Origin of the sequence: Arthrobacter sp. zg-Y1219, from assembly GCF_030125545.1 — a bacterium.
Taxonomy (GTDB): Bacteria; Actinomycetota; Actinomycetes; order Actinomycetales; family Micrococcaceae; genus Arthrobacter_B.
Window position 1 is genome coordinate 272,594 of the sequence record NZ_JASKLY010000009.1, and the last position, 17,691, is coordinate 290,284.

General features: G+C 66.4%; 16 protein-coding genes. 4 read left to right on the forward strand and 12 right to left on the reverse strand.

The genetic code is table 11. From position 1 onward, the window contains the following. On the reverse strand, positions 1 to 1,068 hold the full coding sequence (locus tag QNO00_RS06075) for a polyprenyl synthetase family protein (RefSeq protein WP_284023929.1): 1,068 nt from the start codon (positions 1,066 to 1,068) through the stop codon (positions 1 to 3). A 35-nt stretch (positions 1,069 to 1,103) separates the two neighbouring features. On the opposite strand from QNO00_RS06075, the gene idi reads away from it, so the two are divergent. Next, complete coding sequence (gene idi / locus QNO00_RS06080) at positions 1,104 to 1,637, forward strand: isopentenyl-diphosphate Delta-isomerase (protein WP_229964808.1); 534 nt, start codon at positions 1,104 to 1,106, stop codon at positions 1,635 to 1,637. A gap of 7 nt (positions 1,638 to 1,644) precedes the next feature. On the opposite strand, the gene QNO00_RS06085 is transcribed toward idi, so the two are convergent. Then, positions 1,645 to 2,385 carry a glycosyltransferase family A protein gene (locus QNO00_RS06085; protein WP_284023930.1) on the reverse strand — a complete coding sequence of 247 codons (741 nt, stop codon included), beginning with the start codon at positions 2,383 to 2,385 and terminating at the stop codon, positions 1,645 to 1,647. 101 nt (positions 2,386 to 2,486) lie between these two features. On the opposite strand from QNO00_RS06085, the gene QNO00_RS06090 reads away from it, so the two are divergent. Beyond that, a complete protein-coding gene (locus QNO00_RS06090) occupies positions 2,487 to 3,116 on the forward strand; it encodes a DUF2238 domain-containing protein (protein WP_284023931.1) in 630 nt (209 codons plus the stop codon). 136 nt (positions 3,117 to 3,252) lie between these two features. On the opposite strand, the gene QNO00_RS06095 is transcribed toward QNO00_RS06090, so the two are convergent. The 7 genes from QNO00_RS06095 to exaC all read right to left on the reverse strand — a co-directional run bounded on the left by QNO00_RS06095 (position 3,253) and on the right by exaC (position 9,634). Beyond that, positions 3,253 to 4,437: a TerC family protein gene (locus tag QNO00_RS06095; RefSeq protein WP_284023932.1), complete on the reverse strand. Its 1,185-nt coding sequence runs from the start codon at positions 4,435 to 4,437 to the stop codon at positions 3,253 to 3,255. 149 nt (positions 4,438 to 4,586) lie between these two features. Continuing rightward, the gene (locus tag QNO00_RS06100; protein ID WP_284023933.1) at positions 4,587 to 5,249 is read right to left on the reverse strand and encodes a nucleotidyltransferase family protein; all 663 of its coding nucleotides are present in this window, start codon (positions 5,247 to 5,249) and stop codon (positions 4,587 to 4,589) included. Between the two features lie 5 nt (positions 5,250 to 5,254). Continuing rightward, positions 5,255 to 5,560 carry a DUF4193 domain-containing protein gene (locus QNO00_RS06105; protein ID WP_229964803.1) on the reverse strand — a complete coding sequence of 102 codons (306 nt, stop codon included), beginning with the start codon at positions 5,558 to 5,560 and terminating at the stop codon, positions 5,255 to 5,257. A 514-nt stretch (positions 5,561 to 6,074) separates the two neighbouring features. Beyond that, on the reverse strand, positions 6,075 to 6,452 hold the full coding sequence (locus QNO00_RS06110) for a hypothetical protein (RefSeq protein ID WP_229964802.1): 378 nt from the start codon (positions 6,450 to 6,452) through the stop codon (positions 6,075 to 6,077). Positions 6,453 to 6,629: 177 nt separating this feature from the next. Then, positions 6,630 to 7,031, reverse strand: a complete 402-nt coding sequence (locus tag QNO00_RS06115) for a DUF779 domain-containing protein (RefSeq protein ID WP_442860461.1) — start codon at positions 7,029 to 7,031, stop codon at positions 6,630 to 6,632. Continuing rightward, positions 7,031 to 8,050, reverse strand: coding sequence for an alcohol dehydrogenase AdhP (gene adhP / locus QNO00_RS06120; protein ID WP_229964801.1), 1,020 nt, complete (start codon positions 8,048 to 8,050; stop codon positions 7,031 to 7,033). The genes QNO00_RS06115 and adhP overlap by 1 nt, the downstream gene beginning before the upstream one ends. A gap of 60 nt (positions 8,051 to 8,110) precedes the next feature. Further along, complete coding sequence (gene exaC / locus QNO00_RS06125) at positions 8,111 to 9,634, reverse strand: acetaldehyde dehydrogenase ExaC (RefSeq protein ID WP_284023935.1); 1,524 nt, start codon at positions 9,632 to 9,634, stop codon at positions 8,111 to 8,113. 124 nt (positions 9,635 to 9,758) lie between these two features. Here exaC and QNO00_RS06130 point away from each other — a divergent pair, with 124 nt between their 5' ends. Continuing rightward, positions 9,759 to 11,372: a DHA2 family efflux MFS transporter permease subunit gene (locus tag QNO00_RS06130; protein ID WP_284023936.1), complete on the forward strand. Its 1,614-nt coding sequence runs from the start codon at positions 9,759 to 9,761 to the stop codon at positions 11,370 to 11,372. A 34-nt stretch (positions 11,373 to 11,406) separates the two neighbouring features. On the opposite strand, the gene QNO00_RS06135 is transcribed toward QNO00_RS06130, so the two are convergent. Together QNO00_RS06135 and QNO00_RS06140 are read right to left on the reverse strand one after the other, a co-directional pair. After that, complete coding sequence (locus tag QNO00_RS06135) at positions 11,407 to 12,774, reverse strand: GAF domain-containing protein (RefSeq protein ID WP_284023937.1); 1,368 nt, start codon at positions 12,772 to 12,774, stop codon at positions 11,407 to 11,409. 145 nt (positions 12,775 to 12,919) lie between these two features. After that, a complete protein-coding gene (locus QNO00_RS06140) occupies positions 12,920 to 14,341 on the reverse strand; it encodes an FAD-dependent oxidoreductase (protein ID WP_229964797.1) in 1,422 nt (473 codons plus the stop codon). Between the two features lie 177 nt (positions 14,342 to 14,518). Here QNO00_RS06140 and rarD point away from each other — a divergent pair, with 177 nt between their 5' ends. After that, a complete protein-coding gene (gene rarD / locus QNO00_RS06145) occupies positions 14,519 to 15,568 on the forward strand; it encodes an EamA family transporter RarD (RefSeq protein WP_284023938.1) in 1,050 nt (349 codons plus the stop codon). A gap of 103 nt (positions 15,569 to 15,671) precedes the next feature. Here rarD and QNO00_RS06150 read toward each other — a convergent pair whose 3' ends face one another. After that, positions 15,672 to 17,492: a CAP domain-containing protein gene (locus QNO00_RS06150; protein ID WP_284023939.1), complete on the reverse strand. Its 1,821-nt coding sequence runs from the start codon at positions 17,490 to 17,492 to the stop codon at positions 15,672 to 15,674. Positions 17,493 to 17,691: the final 199 nt, after the last annotated feature.

Sequence of the window (17,691 nt, forward strand, 5' to 3'; positions counted from 1 at the left end):
CTAGCGTCCCCGGTTCACGGCGCCGGCAACGATGCGTTCCAGCACCAGGCGCAGCGGGGCGGGGATGGCCGGGGAGTCCAGATGGGTCCGGGCCCGGGCGGCAAACTCCTCCGCCAGGGACTGGGCGTAATCGCGGGCACCGCACCGGGTCAGGACCGCCCGGGCCCGGTCCGCGTCTTCGGGCGTGAGATCGGGGTTGCCGATCAGGTGCGAGAGCTCGCCCCAGCAGGGCCCCTGCGACGCGTGCGAGATGAGCACCGTCCGCTTGCCCTCGCGGAGATCGCTGAGGTTCGATTTGCCGGTGGCGCTCTCCTTGCCGAAGACTCCCAGCAGGTCGTCCACCAGCTGGTAGGCGATTCCCGTGTCCCGGCCGAAGTCGCCCAGGATGGCGACGACGTCGTCGTCCGCTCCGGCAAGCACCGCACCGGCCTGCAGGGGCGCCTCGAAGGAGTAGACGGCGGTTTTCAGCCGTTCCATGTCCAGGATCTCGCGCACCGGCGGAGCACCCGGAGAGAAGGAGAAGTCGACGTCGATCAGTTCCCCGGCCGCTGACGCGAACACCGCCTCGTCGAGGATTTCGGCCAGGCGCAGCCGGGTCCGCGAATCCGTGTCCACGGTGTCCAGCATCCGAAAGGCGCCGGTCAGGGCCAGGTCGCCGGCGATGATACCGGTCGACATGCCGCGGTGCCGGGCTGCCTCCCGCGTCTGTCCCGCCGTCTCCGCCAGGGACCGGTAGACCCCGGACACGTTGTCATGGCCGCGGCGGACAAAGTCCAGGTCGATGACGTCGTCGTGGATGATCAGCGCGGTGTGCAGCAATTCAAAAGCCGCGCCCACCCGTGCCGCGGCGCCGATGTCGGTGCCTCCCAGGTGGCGGTACGCCGTCATGAGAATGCCGGGGCGGACCCGTTTGCCGCCTGCCGTCGACTGCTCCAGCGTCTCCCAGAGGCTAAGGTAACTGGGACTGACTTTGGCGGCGCGAAGCTTCGCCCGCTCAAAAAATCCCTTCAGGACGCCCTCCACCTGCTCGTGTCCGGTTGCTGGGTCGAGCAGGGGGTTGGTCTCCATAGGTAAAGTAAACACGGAGAACATACGGAGGAGAAATGGTAAAGCACGCGGAACTGGTCGTTCTCGTGGATCCGGACGGCACGCCCGTCGGTACGCACGAAAAAGCTACGGTGCACACCACCGACACCCCTCTGCACCTGGCGTTCTCCACCCATGTCTTCAACCCTGCCGGTCAGCTGCTCGTCACCCGCCGGGCCCTGAGCAAGCTGACCTGGCCCGGCGTGTGGACCAATTCCTTCTGCGGGCACCCCGGCCCGGGCGAATCAACCGACGACGCCGTCCTGCGGCGCGCCGAGCGCGAACTGGGCCTGGCCCTGCAGCCCGAACAGCTGACGCTGAAGCTGCCCGATTTCAGGTACCGCGCGGTGGATGCCTCGGGCATCGTCGAGCACGAGATTTGCCCCGTCTACACAGCGGTCACCGAGGCGGACCCGGTTCCTGCACCGGACGAAGTCATGGACTGGAAGTGGGCCGATCCGGTGGCCCTGGCCGAATCCGTGCGTCTGGCACCCTGGGCGTTCAGCCCGTGGCTGGTGCTGCAGCTGCCCCTGCTCTACCCGGAGGCGTAGCGGCGCTTTACCCGGAGGCGTAGCGGCGCGGCCAGCGCACCCACGGCGCCTCCGCGGGCCAATGAGCCCACAGCGTATGGAAGGCGCGGCGGAAACGGCGGGCAAGGTTTGCGGTGCCGATGACCGCACGCGGCGCCATTCCCACCACGAGGGTCCGCTCAAAGCGGCATCGGTATTGCTGGCCCATATGCAGGCTGAGGCAGACGTCGTCGTGCATCTCCGGATCATCCCGGTGCACCGCGGGGCGGATCTGCTGCCACACGGATGTCCGCAGGGCCAGGTTCGATCCGAAGAGCGGCAGATGTCCCAGGGCCAAGCCCATGGCCAGGTAATAGGACCCGAGGTAGAGCACGCTGAGCACGGCGCCCACCGGGCGGGGAAAGCCGTAGAAGGAGCCCGGTCCGGACAGCGCTCCAAGGGACGGCTCGGCGGCGAAAGCTTCCGCTATCCGCTGAACCCAATCCGCGGGCAGGACACAGTCGGCGTCACACCGTGCAATGATCTGGCCGCGGGCGGCGTCGTAGCCCGCGGACGCAGCCGCCGGGATGCCCGGTGCCGGTTCATGCACCACGCGGGCACCGTACCGGCGGGCAACAGCGGCACTCGCATCGGTGCTGTTGTTGTCCACCACCACCGTTTCGAAGGGCGGCAGCGATTGCCGGGCCAGCGAGGACAGGCAGGCGTCGAGGGCTGCGGCGTCGTTCAGGCAGGGAATCACCACGCTGACGGAGGGCAGGTCGGCAGGCATGGGGGAAGTCTAACGGTCGGTGGACCACTGACTGTTCCCCGGCGGGCGGCCCAGGCGGGGCTGCCCTCCCGCGGCCGAACGGGCTGCGCTACCGTGAATTCATGATCGACGCCCTCCTCCGCCGCCCCTCCGGTGCCGGAGAGTTCTTTGCCGACGCGGTGCGGCTTCTCTGCCTGTTCAGCCTCACGGCGGCTCTTCTTTGGTACGGCCCGGTGGAAGTGTCCGTGTTCCTGCTGGTGCTGATGGGAACCCTGATCTCCCGGTGCCTGGACATCTCCCGGGCGTTCGACGGCCTCTACGGGCTGACCCTGCTGGCAGCGGCATGGAGCAGCGTCCTGAACCTGTACGCACGCGTTGGCTGGTGGGATCTGCCGGTGCACTTCGCGGCCACCGGTGTCATTGCGGCAACGGCCTATCTCCTGCTGGCCCGTCTGGGTGCGGTTCCGGCGCCAAGCCCCCATGCCGGCGCCGCGCTGCGGATCGCGGTTCCCGCCCTGGTTCTCGCCGTCGGCCTCGGGGTGAGCGTGCTCTGGGAACTGGGCGAGTGGTGGGGCTACACGTTCGTGGACGAGAGCATCAACGTCGGTTACCAGGACACCATGGGAGACCTCGCCGCCGGCGGGCTCGGCGCGCTGGTCGCGGGAGCCGTGCTCGGCCGGGCGGCAGGCCGGCCGGTCCGGCCCGCGGGCGCCGGTGCCGGCGTGTCCTTGGAGCACCGGCTCCGGCGCTGACCCGCCCGCGAAAAGGGCGCCGCCGGCATTGGTGCTTTGCCGGCGGCGCCCCAAGGGTGCTGCGTGTGCTGCGTGTCCTGGCTGTATTGCGTGTCCTGCCAGTACTGCGTGTACTGCCTGTATTGCTAGGACGTTGCTAGGACTTGATGTACTTCGCGTGCGCCTCGTGCGCCCGGGCCACCTCGGCCCTGATGGATTCGATGTCCTTGACCTTGTCGCGGTACTTCTTGTCCATCGTGGAGATCTGCTGCTCCTCCTCGCAGAGGGCCGTGTAGATGCGCTCGCGCTCTGCCTCGTCTGCCGTGTAGGAGAGGTCCAGGTAGCTGGTGGCGTGCCGGCGGGCGTTCTTCACGGCCGCGGTGGCCTTGCCTGCAGGGCTCACCAGGGAGGCGATGACGGTGACCACGAGGACGCCGATGATCACGGTCAGCGACAGCCCGGTGCTGATCTCGATGACCGAAACGTGCTGGCCGTCGTTGATGAACGGCAGGGTGTTCTCGTGCAGGGCGTGCAGCACGAGCTTCACGCCGATGAAGGCGAGGATGGCTGCCAGTCCGTAGGAGAGGTAGATCAGGCGGTCCAGCAGTCCGTCGATCAGGAAGTAGAGCTGGCGCAGGCCCATCAGCGAGAACGCGGTGGCCGTGAAGACGATGTAGGTGCTCTGGGTCAGGCCGAAGATCGCCGGAATGGAGTCCAGCGCGAAGAGGATGTCGGTTCCGCCGATGGCCACCATGACCAGCAGCATCGGGGTGAGGACCTTCTTGCCGTTTTCAACGGTGAAGAGCTTGTCGCCGTCGTAGTGGTCAGTGGTGGGAAGCACCCGCTTGGCCAGGCGGATGATGAAGTTGTCCGCCTCGTCGTTCTCGCCTTCGGGCTTCAGCAGGTTCCCGGCGGTGAGCAGCAGGATCAGGCCGAAGATGTAGAAGACCCAGGAGAAGGAGTTGATGAGTGCCGCGCCCAGGAAGATGAAGCCGGTGCGGGCAATCAGTGAGAAGACAATGCCGAACAGCAGGACCTTCTGCTGGTCTTCGCGGGGAACCCGGAAGCTGGCGATGATGATGAGGAAGACGAAGAGGTTGTCGACGGACAGCGCCTTCTCGGTCACATAGCCGGCGAAGTACTCAGCGCCGGCGGCGGATCCGCCGAAGACGAAGACCAGTACGCCGAACAGCAGGGCCAGGCCAACATAGATGCTGGACCAGATGCCGGCTTCCTTGAGGGTTGGCGTGTGCGCCTTCCGAATGTGGAAGAAATAGTCAAAGGCCAGCAGGCCCAGAATGACGGCTAGCGTCACTCCCCAGATCAGGGGGGAAACAGTCATGGAACTCCGCTTTCGTAGGGTACGTCAAAGAACCATAGGTCTCTCCGGCGTCCCTGTGAACGGGTGCCCGCTGTTTCCGGCTGGAGCGTCGGTGCCCAACGTGTTGACGGATCACAGCGTAGTGGATACTCCCCTACGAATGGCCCAGTCTATCGGTTCCTGAACCGCAGCTGCCACAAGGGGTCCGGTGCGGCTTCCAGCAGCGGCAGGTCAGCCGGGGCGTCCACGTCCCGGCCGTCGCCCAGGTCGGAACAGTCCACGACGTCGACTCTGCCCGGGTTGGCGGAGAGGAAGGCGCGGGCACCGGCGTCGCCCTCGGCGCCGCGGGCGGCTTCCAGGGCCAGCGCCGCGTCGAAAAGGACCGGATGCGCCCTGCGCAGGGAGTCCGCGCCAGGAGCGGATCCGGCCACCCGGTAGCCGGCGGCGGTGATCCGGCCAGGCCGGTGCTGGGCGATCAGCCCTGCAACGGCGGCCGCGGTGAGGCCGGGTTGATCTGCCAGGGCCACCAGGATCGGCACTTCAGGGCAGTCGGCGGCCGCTGCCTGCACTCCGCAGCGGAACGAGGAACCCATGCCGGACTCCCAGTCCGGATTGGTGACGGCGGCGGCCGGACCGAGCCGGATTTTAGCCAGAACCTGCTCGGCTTCGAAGCCCAGCACCACGGTGAGCCGGGTGCAGCCGCCGTCGTGCAGTTGGGCAATGATGGTTTCGATCAGGGGCCGGCCGCAGAAGGGCAGCAGTGCCTTGTTTCCCAGCCCCAGGCGGGTGCCCGCCCCGGCCGCCAGCACGACGGCGGCCACCGGGGAAGGCAAGGTGATCAGCCTTCGCAGTCCGAGCAGTATTTCTGCCCGTTCTTTTCCAGGGCCACCTGGGAGCGGTGGCGGACCAGGAAGCAGGAGGCACAGGTGAATTCGTCGTCCTGGGCCGGGACCACCCGGACCAGCAGTTCTTCGCCGGAGAGGTCGGCGCCGGGAAGCTCAAAGTTTTCCGCAGCGTCGGTTTCGTCGACGTCCACTGCCGTGGCGGACGGTGTCACACTGCGCTGGGCCTGCAGTTCCTCCAGTGAGGCGGTGGAAGCTCCATCGTCCTCAGTCTTGCGCGGTGCGTCGTAATCTGTTGCCATCTGCGTTAACTCACACTCCATTTTCAACTAGTACTTCGGGATCCGGCCTCGATCGTAACGGATGCACGCCATGCCCTCTGCTTCGCAGGGCAAAATTGGGGACATATTCGCCGCAGGCCGAACATCGCGTGTACACAGGGCCCGGGCGGTCCACTTGCCGGTCAGGTTGCAGGGCCGAATCCGGGCGTGGTCCGGGCCGGATCCGGGCGCGGTCTGGGCGGGGTCTGCGGGGCGGGATGCGGGCTGCGCGCCGGGCTGTGAAAAGTGAAGAATCGGGGCTCTGCATCTTTTAGGCCCACAATATTAAGACAAACCTGCACGACAGGCAAGAAGCTCCCGCCAGGACGCGGCGTTCGCAGAGAGTGGGAACCCGCGCTGGTGATCCTGGTGATCCGCCCCTGGCATTCACCGGTGCCTCCCCGCCCGGCGAAGGGAAACGGGAGAAACGCCGGAGGGGGCGTTCCGTGGAACGCCCCCTCCGGGACTGCTGTCGTGCTGAAGCGTTGGGCCGGCGCTACGGCTTCGGCTCGGGCTCAGCGGGCTTCATGGTGTGCTGTCCGCCGGAGGTGAAGGAACCGTTTGAGGTGGACCCCGTCGAGGGCGTGCTGCTCGCACCCGTTGAGGAACCGGACGGAGCGGTGGAGGTGCCCGACTCTGACGCGGGCTTGCCCGACGTGCTGGAGTGCGAGACCTTGTCCTTCGCGGTCGAAGCGACCTCGGTCACCTTCTCCTGCAGGCCCGGGGCCTTCTCCTTCGCCCATTCGGTACCGTGGGAAACGGTCTCCTGAACCTTGGGGTCCTTCCAGAGCTCCATCAGCTTTTCGCGGCCACCCTTGGAGCCGACCAAATAGCCAACGCCCACTCCGGCGAGAAATACGAACTTCTTAACCATTGTTGTCCTCATTCCTGCCCCGGTGAGGGGCATCGCGAATATCGTTCACATGCACACTACCGCCGAAAGCGGAAGAATAAACAGCAACCTTACTATGCTCGGGCCGTGTTGTGCCCGCACTCCGTATTTTTACGGATTCCGGCCGGCACTGAACGGCTGGACGGCGATGGGCTCGCGTCAGACGTCCATCAGGCGGGAACGGATCAGGAACCGCTTGCCCTCCGGTGCTTCGACGGAAAAACCACTGCCCCGACCCGCGACGACATCCACGGTGAGGTGGGTGTGCTTCCAATATTCGAACTGTTCCAGCGACATCCAGAATTCCAGGGGCTCCCCCGGTACCAGTTCGAAGGTTCCCAGGAGCACGTCGGCCTCCGAAGTGATGAAGTCCCCCGCCGGAAAGCACATGGGCGAGGATCCGTCGCAGCAGCCCCCGGACTGATGGAACATCAGCGGGCCGTGTGTCTCGCGGAGCTGCTGCAGCAGCTCCTGCGCCTCCGGGGTGAGCGACACCCGGGAAAAACTCTCCCCGGGCATCGTCACGGCAGCGTCCAGGCCGGAATCCGACAGGGCACCCATCAGAACCCGATGACCACTCGGCCGTCGACCCGGCCCTCACGAAGCTCGTCCATCACGCTGTTGATCTCCTCCAAGTTGCGGGTGCTGATATTGGGATGGATGAGTCCACGGTCGTAGAAGTCGATGGCTTCCGCCAGATCCTGCCGGGTGCCCACGATCGACCCCCGAATCGTCAGGCCCTTGAGGACCACGTCGAAGATCGGCGTCGGGAAGTCTCCGGGCGGCAACCCGACGAAGACAATCGTTCCTCCGCGCCGGGCCATGCCGATGGCCTGGCCAAAGGCCTTTGGATGCACCGCGGTAACCAAGATGCCGTGGGCGCCGCCGACCTTGTTCTGGATGGCCTCGACGGGGTCTTCGGTATTCGCATTGACCAACACCTCGGCCCCGTATTTCCTGGCCAGCTCCAGCTTGTCATCGGCGATGTCCACAGCCGCGACGCGCAGCCCCATGGCCTTGGCATACTGCACGGCAATGTGTCCGAGCCCGCCGATTCCGGATATGACAACCCACTGCCCAGGCCGGGCCTCGCTGACCTTCAGACCCTTGTAAACGGTGACCCCGGCGCACAGGACGGGAGCGATGTCATGCGGGTCGGCGCCCTCGGGTATACGCGCCGCGAAGCGGGAATCCACGAGCATGTACTGGCCAAAGGACCCGTCCACCGAGTAGCCGCTGTTCTTCTGCAGCTCGCAGAGGGTTTCCCAGCCCGTCCTGCAGTACTCGCACGCACCGCAGGCATAGGCGAGCCAGGCGTTTCCCACCATGTCGCCGGGCTGCAGGTCGGTGACGCCCTCACCGACCTGCACCACCTCGCCGACGCCTTCATGACCGGGAATAAACGGCGGAGTTGGCTTTACGGGCCAGTCTCCGTCTGCCGCGTGCAGGTCCGTGTGGCACACGCCGGTCGCCACCAGTTTGACGAGCACCTGATTCGGACCGGGCTCGAGCACTGCCACTTCCTCGACGGAAAGTCCCCTGCCGAGTTCATTCACCACTGCTGCTTGCATGCTGGCCATTCTGTCCTCGATTCCTTGGACGAGCGGGGTTAAATCCAGCGTAGGCGGGTGCCGGCAGGCTTAGAAGAAGCCCTGCTTTGTTTCGGCGTAGCTGACCAGCAGGTTCTTGGTCTGCTGGTAGTGGTCCAGCATCATGGCGTGGTTTTCCCGCCCGATGCCCGAGGACTTGTAGCCGCCGAACGCCGAGTGCGCCGGATAGGCGTGGTAATTGTTCACCCAGACCCGCCCGGCCTGGATGTCCCGGCCCGCCCGGTAGGCGATGTTCCCGTTCCGGGACCAGACCCCGGCACCGAGGCCGTAGAGGGTGTCATTGGCAAGACTCATGGCTTCGCCGTAGTCGGAGAACCGGGCCACTGACACCACCGGACCGAAGATCTCCTCCTGGAAGATCCGCATGTTGTTGGTGCCCTCAAAGACCGTGGGCTTCACGTAGAAGCCGCCGGCCAGATCGCCGTCGAGCATCAGCCGCTCGCCGCCGGTGAGGACCTTGGCGCCTTCCTGGTGGGCGATGTCCATGTAGGAGAGGATCTTCTCCAGCTGGTCGTTGGAGGCCTGCGCGCCCACCATGGTGGTGGTGTCCAGCGGGTTGCCCTGGATGATCTGCGCGGTGCGGGCCAGCGCGTCGGACATGAAGCTGTCGTAGAAGGAGTCCTGGACCAGGGCGCGCGAGGGGCAGGTGCAGACTTCGCCCTGGTTCAGCGCGAACATGTTGAAGCCTTCCAGCGCCTTGTCGTAGAACGCGTCGTTTTCCTGCGCCACGTCGGCGAAGAAGATGTTCGGGCTCTTGCCGCCAAGTTCCAGGCTGACCGGAATCAGGTTCTGCGAGGCGTACTGCATGATCAGGCGCCCGGTGGTGGTTTCACCGGTGAACGCGATCTTGCGGATCCGGGGCGAGGACGCCAGCGGCTTGCCGGCCTCCACACCGAATCCGTTGACCACGTTCAGCACGCCCGCGGGCAGCAGGTCGGCGATGATTTCCATCAGCACCATGATCGAGGCCGGGGTCTGCTCGGCGGGCTTCAGGACGACGGCGTTGCCGGCTGCCAGCGCCGGCGCCAGCTTCCAGACGGCCATCAGGATGGGGAAGTTCCATGGAATGATCTGGCCCACGACGCCGAGCGGTTCATGGAAGTGGTAGGCGGTGGTGTTGTCATCGAGCTGGGACAGCGTGCCTTCCTGCGCGCGGATGGCTCCGGCGAAGTAGCGGAAGTGGTCGATGGCCAGCGGCAGGTCCGCGGCAAGGACCTCGCGGATGGGCTTGCCGTTGTCCCAGACCTCGGCGACGGCGAGCAGTTCGAGGTTCTCCTCGATGCGGTCGGCGATCCGGTTCAGGATCAGGGCCCGCTCCGCCACGGCGGTCTTGCCCCAGGCCGGCGAGGCCTTGTGGGCCGCGTCCAGGGCGAGGTCGATGTCTTCGGAGGTGCCGCGGGCAATCTCGCAGAAAACCTTCCCGGTGACCGGGGAGATGTTCTCGAAGTAGTTGCCCTTGACCGGGGCCACCCACTCTCCGCCGATCCAGTTCTCATACCGGGACTTGAAGGAAAACTTGGATCCCTCGGTGCCGGGCTGCGCATAAACGGTCATGTCTGCTCCTTGGAGGTGGCGACGTCGGTGTCTGACGTACCGAGGCTACGGACCCGGACGTTGCACCAAGGTTGCACGGGGAAATGGTTGCCCCAACGAATCACCGTGGAGCACAGTGAATCATATGCATCAGGAACCGGGCTCTCCAGCGGTCGGCCGATACCTTCGCTACCGCTGGTGGGGATTGGTCGCCATCAGCCTCGGCGTGGCAATGATCATCATGGACGCCACCATCGTTTCCGTTTCCATCCCCTCGATCGTGGCGGATTTGGGCATCTCCAGCGCCGAAATCCAATGGGTCCAGGAAATCTACACCCTGCTGTTCGCTGCCCTGCTGTTGACGTGGGGCCGGATTGCGGACCGGGCCGGCCGCCGGCGAATCATGCTGATCGGCGTCGGAATCTTTGCTGCTGCGAGTCTCCTTTGCGCCGTGGCGGAGTCCGGCGGCTTCCTGATAACCGGCCGGGCGCTCCAGGGGTTGGGCGGGTCGATGATCCTGCCCACCACCCTGGCCCTGCTTAACGCCAACTTCCAGGGACGCGAGCGCGGCATAGCCTTCGCCGTCTGGGGCTCCACCATCGGCGGCATGGCCGCAGTCGGCCCGCTGCTCGGAGGGTGGCTCACTGAGAACGCCAGCTGGCGGTGGGCCTTCGGCATCAACATTCCCCTCGGCGCACTGATAGCCGTTGGACTGCTTCTGTTCGTGGCGGAGTCTTCGGAACCGCTGACCGGCGCGCGGCAACGGCTGGACATCAATGGTGCGTTGCTGTCCATCCTCGGCTTCGGCGCCCTGGTGTTCGGCTTGATCGAGGGCCGCAGCTACGGCTGGTGGTACGCCGACGACGACGCCCCCTTCCGTCTCGGCGGCTTCTCCCCCGTGCCGGTGGCGTTTGCGGTTGCCGCCGTCGCGCTGACAGCCTTCGTGATGGAGGAACGCCGGCGGACCGAGGCCGGCAGGGGCGTCATCCTGGATCTTTCGCTGTTCCGCATCCCCTCCTTTGCCAACGGCAACATAACCGCGCTGATCGTCAGCTTCGGCGAGTTCGGCCTGATCCTGTCCCTGCCCCTCTGGTTCCAGAATGTCCTTGGCTACTCGGCTTTCCAGGCGGGCCTTGCCCTGGTGCCGCTGGCCGCCGGGTCCTTCCTGGCCAGCGGTGCGGTGGCAGCCCTCTCCCGCCGGTACTCCCCCATTCTGGTGGTGCGGGTCGGCCTGTGCCTGGAGATCCTCGCCATCGGGGCGCTGGCGCTGCTGATCCGTCCGGACAGCACGGCCTGGCTAACCTCGCCGATCCTGCTCGTCTACGGCCTGGGCGTGGGCCTGGCAACTGCCCAGCTCACGTCGGTGGTGCTGGCCGAGGTGCCGGTGGCCCGCAGCGGTCAGGGGTCGGCGACACAGAGCACCGCCCGCCAGACCGGTTCCGCACTGGGCATCGCCGTCCTGGGCACCGCCTTCTTCACGTCGCTGAAGGAGGGCACCGCATCACGGCTCTCCGACGACGTCGCCGCCAACCCGATGCTGGGGCCGCTGGTGGATTCGGTGAACGCCAGTTCCGGCGGCACCATCGGAGCCCTGAGCGCTGATCCGCAAACCGCGTACATCGCCGACGCCGCCCGTTCCGCAATGACCGACGGCGTAACCCTGGCGGGGTGGATCGCTGCCGGCGCGCTGCTGATCGGTCTCCTGACGAGCCTTCGGATCCGGCCCGTCAAACAGCCCGAAAAACCCCCGGCGGAGTGATGTGTGCCTGGGGTCCGGCGGCCTCCGCGCCGCGTTAGCCCAGTTCGTGTTCCAGCCGTTCCAGATGTGCCACCACGGCCGCCCGGCGGGGTGAGCGCAGCGGCATCAGCCGCAGAGCGAGGGACCAGGCCTCGACGTCGTGCCGGGCCTCCTCGAGTGACAGGTATCCGAGCAGCGTCTCGGGGCCGGCGTCGGAGAGCATCGCCTCACGCAGGACGGTGCTGACCTCGCTGCGCAGCGCCGTGATGGCCGGAGCCTGGGACCGCGGCAGCACCGGCCCGCGGTACAGGCCCAGGGCCAGCCGGTACGCTCCGCGCTCCAGATAGCCGAGCACCTGCCGGGCATCGATGACCAGCCCGTGCGGCAGCCGGTAGGGGCGGGACTGCGGCACCAGTGCGGGCCCCGGGACGCCGTCGCTGTGTTTTCCCAGCAGGTTGCGCAGCCGCAGCATCTCGGCCCGGACGGTGCTCACTGATGCGCTTTCCGGATAGACCATGACGGAGAGCTGGTCGGCGCTCAGCCCTTCGGGATGAAGCGCGAGGAGTGTGAGGAGCTCGGAATGCCGGATGCTCAGGGATGCGGCCCGGCCCCCGACGTTCACCACCGCCAGGTCCCGGCCAAGAATCTGCAGGCTGTCCTGCCGGAGGGCCGGCCTGGCGGCGGATCTCGGGGCAGACCTCAGGGCAGACCTGTGGGCTGTCCGGTGGACTGTTCCGGACGATGCACCGGCGGCGTTCTGCAGCCGCTCCACCCGCAGGTGGCTTTCGGCGGCAGCGACGGTTGCCTCGACCAGTGCCAGGGTGTGCTCGGCCACGGCTTCGTCCCGGCCGGTGATGTCCACGACGCCCAGGACCACTCCGGTGTCCGGATCCCGGACCGGCACCGCGGTGCAGCTCCAGGAATGGACCTGCCTGCTGAAATGCTCGGCGCCGGCAATCTGGATGCTGCGCCCCGAGGCCAGGGCCGTTCCGGGCGCGCTGGTTCCAATGGATTGTTCGGACCAGTCGGTGCCGGGCACGAAGAGCATGCCCTCCGCGGTGCGGCGCAGTTCGTCGTCGCCCTCCACCCAGAGCAACCGTCCCAGCCCGTCGCCCACGGCCACCAGGAGCCCGCTGTCCAGGCCCGGGCGCACCAGCAGCTGCCGGATGACAGGCATCACGGCGGCCAGGGGATGCGCACGGCGATACTCCTCGAGGTCCGAACCGGAAAACACCAGCTGCGGAACGGCCTTGTCCGGATCGGTGTGATGGCCCAGCGACCGCTGCCAGGATTCCCGGACCGGGGGCCGGAGCCAGCGCAGGTAACCGTCGTGTGAGTCCAGCCCTTCGTGCGCCCGGGAGGCATCACGCTGCAGACCGTCAGCGGAACGCCGCGGCGGAGTAAGAAAGTCCTGATTGTGCACTGCCCCGACCTATCCGCGCTGATAAGGAGACCGCTGACACCGTGTTTTGTGGTTCCTGCTGTGGTGTGCGACACAGTCTACTCATACGACGCCCCCGCTTCCACGGGGAAGCGGGGGCGTCGTGAAGCCGGGAGGGGAAAGGGCGCTACTGCCCGCGGGCGACGCGGATCATTTCCTCGCGGTCCACTACCTTCACGCGTTCGCGCACCAGTTCGCCGGTGGCCGGATCCGGATGGATGTAGGAGGCGCCCAGGCTCTTTTCGTAGGCGTCCAGCTTCAGCCAGCCTTCCCAGGTGACGTACTCGACGCCGCGGTCTTCGAGCAGCTTGATGATGGAGTCCTCCTCGGGTTCCTCGGCGGCCGGCAGGTTCAGCCGGTCCTCCAGCAGGAAGCCGATGGTTTCCAGCGCATCGCCCTTGGTGTGGCCGATCAGGCCCACCGGACCGCGCTTGATCCAGCCGGTGGTGTAGATCCCGGGCACCGGGGCGCCGGTTTCGTCAATGACGCGGCCGCCCTCGTTGGGGATGACGCCGCGGCGTGAGTCGAAGCCGACCTCCGGCAGCTCCGAGCCGAAGTAGCCGATGGCCCGGTACACGGCCTGCACCGGGTAGTCGACAATCTCGCCGGTGCCGCGCGCGTTGCCGGTGCCGTCGAGTTCATTGCGTTCGAACTTCATGCCCGCAACCTTGCCGGGATTGGCGGGATCCTCGTAGATCTCCACCGGGCTGTGCAGGAAGTGCAGGTGCAGGCGGCGGGAGGCACCGGAATCCTGCTCTTCGACCAGCCAGTTGGTCAGCGTGTTGACCATGGTCTTGGTCTGGTTGTTGCTGCGGATCTGCTCGTCCGAGCCTTCGTCGAATTCGAAGTCCTCCGGGTAGAGCACGATGTCGACGTCGCGGGAGTGCGAAAGTTCGCGCAGCTCCAGTGGCGTGAACTTCACCTGTGCCGGTCCGCGGCGGCCGAAGATGTGGACGTCGGTGACGGGCGACTTCTTCAGGCCCTCGTAGACGTTGTCCGGAATTTCGGTGGTCAGCAGGTCATCGGCGTGCTTGGAGAGGATGCGCGCGACGTCGAGCGCAACGTTGCCGTTGCCGATGACGGCAACTTCCTTGGCATCCAGCGGCCATTCGCGCGGGACATCGGGGTGTCCGTCATACCAGGACACGAAGTCGGCGCCGCCGAAGGAACCTTCCAGCTCAACGCCGGGGATGCTCATGTCAGCGTCCTTGATGGCGCCGGTGGCGAAGATGATGGCGTCGTAGAAGTGCCGGAAGTCGGTGAGGGTCAGGTCCTTGCCGTAGTGCACGTTGCCCAGGAAGCGGATGTCACCGCGGTCCATGACCTTGTGCAGGGCGTTGACGATGCCCTTGATCCGCGGGTGGTCCGGGGCCACGCCGTACCGGATCAGGCCGTACGGGGCGGGGTACTTGTCGAAGAGGTCGATGCTGACCTCGAAGTCCCGGTCAGCTTTGGTAAGGATATCTGCGGCATACACACCGGCGGGGCCAGCGCCGATAATGGCGACTCGCATGGGGCGCTGCGACCGGTCCGCGGCTGAATTAGACACTGATAGTCCTTCGTCTCGGGGAGGAAACCTCGTGCGGAATAACGCACAGTTTCCTATTCTAAATGCAGGTGCGCGACGGCGTCTAAACGGTTCGGTGCGGAAGTCACGGCGGATGGCTGCGGGTCCCCTTCCGTGGGCCGCGGGAATACCCGGACGCCCGTTGATGTTGAGCATCACGTGTCTGCATCCGACGGAATAGGCGCTTCGCGCTCCGCCACCTCCCCCGAGTCCATCCGTTCTCCCGCCCGAGCGGCGGCCGGCGGATCCGCCGGCACCTCCGGCACGACGCCCGCCGGCGGCAAGGCCGCTCCCGGCACCCGGGGCGAGAATACCCCCGGGCTTCTCTTCGGCGTCGGCGCCTACCTGCTGTGGGGCCTGCTGCCCCTTTACTTCATGGTGCTGGTTCCGGCAGGAGCCATCGAGATAGTTGCCGCGCGCATCGTGTTCTCACTGGTGTTCTGCGTCGCCCTGCTCACCGTGATGCGCTCCTGGAGGACGCTGGCGGCCGCGGCGCGGAACCTCCGGCTGGTGGGCACCCTGGGCGGTGCGGCCGTCCTGATCGCGGTCAACTGGACCACGTACGCCTGGGCGGTGCTGAATGAACATGCAGTGGAAGCGGCGCTGGGCTACTTCATCAATCCGCTGGTGTCCGTCCTGCTGGGCGTCATCGTGCTCAAGGAAAAACTGCGGCCGCTGCAGTGGGTTGCCATGGGCGTCGGCTTTGTCGCCGTCCTGGTCCTGGGCCTGGCCTACGGCACCGTCCCGTGGATCGCCCTCATCCTTGCCTTCAGCTTCGGCACGTACGGACTGGTCAAGAAGGGCGTGGGCGGCAGGGTGGACGCCATCTCCAGCCTCACCATTGAAACCGCCGTCCTTACGCCCGTGGCCATCGCCGTCCTGGTATGGATGTCGGTCAACGGCACGGCAACCATCCTGTCCAACGGTCCCGCGCATTTCTGGCTCCTGGCGGCCTCGGGCGTTCTGACGGCCGTTCCGCTGATCTTCTTCGGTGCCGCCGCCCGTCGCCTGCCGCTGTCCACCGTGGGAATGCTGCAGTATCTGGCTCCCACGCTGCAGTTCATCATCGCTCTGGCCGTGTTCAAGGAAGTCATGCCGCCGGAGCGCTGGGCCGGGTTCGGCCTGGTCTGGCTCGCGCTGGTGATCCTGACGGTGGACATGATGGGCGGACCGCGGCGGAACCGGATTCTCCGCGCCGCAGCGGCCTAAGACATTCTCCGCGCGGCAGCAGCGGCCTGGACGCAAAGAAGCCCCGCTCACCGGTAACGGTGGGCGGGGCTTTTTCGAATCCCGGTGAAGTTATCCGCGGAGGTTAGCGCGCCGAGATGCTGCGCTGGCGCTGCAGGGCGACCAGGGCGACGGCTCCGGTCAGTGCCATCAAGGCACCGATTCCGCCGATTGAAAGCTGCGCGGCGTTCAGGCCGGTTGCCGCCAGTTCGGTGGTTCCGTCGGCAGCTGCGGGAACGGGCTGCGCGGCCAGGACCGTGACTGCCTGCTCCACGGTGAAGGTTGTCCAGCCGGAGAGGACTCCGTCCTTGAACAGCGCAACCTTGTGCTCACCGGCCGCAAGGTCGGCGGGAACGGCAATGGCCAGTGAACCGTTGGCGTCGGCATCCATGGCGCCCAGGTTCACTCCGGCGGAGGGAAGGACCACTTCATAGGTGCCGGCCGCGGCCAGGCCGGAGAGGCGCAGCTGGCTTCCCGAGGCAGCAGCGGTGACGGTTCCCCGTGCGGCGGCGGTGAGGAGCGTTTCGTTTCCGAGCGACACCTGTTCCTTGGCTGCTGCGGCGGCCGCTTGTGCCTTGCGCTCTGCTGACTGACGTGCGGCGGCCTGGTCAGCGGCGGCCTGCGCGGCCTCCGCGGCCTCCTCAGCGGAAGCCTTCTTGGCGGCTTCCCGCTTAGCGGCTTCCTCTGCTGCGGCCTGCTCGGCAGCCTTGTTCGCAGCTTCCGTGGCCACGGCCAGTTCGGCGGCGGCCGCCTGCTCGGCAGCGATGTTTGCTGCAGCTGCCTGCTCGGCAGCTCCGGCGTCCTCAGCCGCGGCCTGCTCGGCGGCAGCCTTTTCAGCCGCAGCCTTCTTCTCGGCTTCAATCTCGGCGGCAGCCTTTTCAGCCGCAGCCTTCTTCTCGGCTTCAATCTCGGCGGCAGCCTTTTCAGCCGCAGCCTTCTTCTCGGCTTCAATCTTGGCGGCAGCCTTCTCAGCCGCAGCCTTCTTCTCGGCTTCAATCTCGGCGGCAACCTTTTCAGCGGCGGCCTTCTTCTCGGCTTCGACCTTGGCGGCTTCGGCGGCCTTGGCTGCCGCTGCCTCCTCGGCTGCCTTCTGCGCGGCTGCTTCAGCGGCCTCCTGCGCCGCCTTGTCCTGCTCGGCCTGAGTGTCATCCGGCGTCACAGCGGGAGCTTCCTTCACGGGCGCCTTGGCGGCGGCTTCCTCAGCAGCCTTCGCGGCGGCATCAGCAGCGGCCTTGGCAGCAGCGTCAGCGGCGGCCTTGGCTGCAGCGTCGGCGGCTGCCTTCTCAGCGGCGGCCTGAGCGGCGGCCTCTTCAGCCGCTGCGCGGGCGGCGGCCTCCTCGGCAGCGGCCTGTGCGGCGGCCTCTTCAGCCGCTGCGCGGGCAGCGGCTTCTGCTGCTGCCTTCTCTGCCGCGGCGCGGGCGGCTTCGTCCCGGGCTGCGGCTTCCTCGTCCGGAGACACGGCGTACTGGCCGAACCTCGCCGTGGCCAGGTAGGCGCCGCTGTTCGGTCCTGCGGTCAGCTGGACGGCACCGAGTCCGATGTCGGTATCGGCTGCCCGGAGCATGTTCTCGCGGTGCGGAGGCGAGTTGACCCACCAGGAGAAGGCCTCGTCAGCGCTCATGTTCCAGACGATGTTCTCCGGAAATGCGTAGGATCCGGGGCTGTGCTGAAAGACCCCGGCGCCGTGAATATTGGCCTGGTCAGCAGACTGCTGGGTCCAGGACTGCGAGTCTGCGGACATCTGAGCATTCCAGCGCAGCGCCGGCAGCGCGTGCTGCGCCCGGTAGTCGTTGATCAGGACGTACAGGCGGCTGGCGAACTGCCCGTCCGCGGAACTTGCCGCGGCGGACGGAATCGAGATCACCGCCGTCATCAGTACGATGGCGAGCGTCGAGAAAACGCTCACAAGTTTCTTTAACCGCATGTCTATCCTTATGCCTCGAGACGCAGTGATAACACCGCAGCCACATGCACAGTCTCCCCAGAGAACTGCGGTGCCCGGCAAAAGCGTCACGGGGCAACGATGTGAACTTACCGTAGGTCACTCCAATAGACAATGACCCCTCCAATATCACCAGTAACTGGAATAACAAATTGGACACGCA

Coding starts and splice junctions, on each gene's coding strand:
- QNO00_RS06075 (WP_284023929.1), bottom strand. CDS start 1,068: ATGGAGACCAACCCCCTGCTCGACCCAGCAACCGGACACGAGCAGGTG.
- idi (WP_229964808.1), top strand. CDS start 1,104: ATGGTAAAGCACGCGGAACTGGTCGTTCTCGTGGATCCGGACGGCACG.
- QNO00_RS06130 (WP_284023936.1), top strand. CDS start 9,759: ATGCATCAGGAACCGGGCTCTCCAGCGGTCGGCCGATACCTTCGCTAC.
- adhP (WP_229964801.1), bottom strand. CDS start 8,050: ATGGCCAGCATGCAAGCAGCAGTGGTGAATGAACTCGGCAGGGGACTT.
- QNO00_RS06105 (WP_229964803.1), bottom strand. CDS start 5,560: ATGGCAACAGATTACGACGCACCGCGCAAGACTGAGGACGATGGAGCT.
- QNO00_RS06090 (WP_284023931.1), top strand. CDS start 2,487: ATGATCGACGCCCTCCTCCGCCGCCCCTCCGGTGCCGGAGAGTTCTTT.
- QNO00_RS06115 (WP_442860461.1), bottom strand. CDS start 7,031: ATGGGTGCCCTGTCGGATTCCGGCCTGGACGCTGCCGTGACGATGCCC.
- QNO00_RS06110 (WP_229964802.1), bottom strand. CDS start 6,452: ATGGTTAAGAAGTTCGTATTTCTCGCCGGAGTGGGCGTTGGCTATTTG.
- QNO00_RS06085 (WP_284023930.1), bottom strand. CDS start 2,385: ATGCCTGCCGACCTGCCCTCCGTCAGCGTGGTGATTCCCTGCCTGAAC.
- QNO00_RS06095 (WP_284023932.1), bottom strand. CDS start 4,437: ATGACTGTTTCCCCCCTGATCTGGGGAGTGACGCTAGCCGTCATTCTG.
- exaC (WP_284023935.1), bottom strand. CDS start 9,634: ATGACCGTTTATGCGCAGCCCGGCACCGAGGGATCCAAGTTTTCCTTC.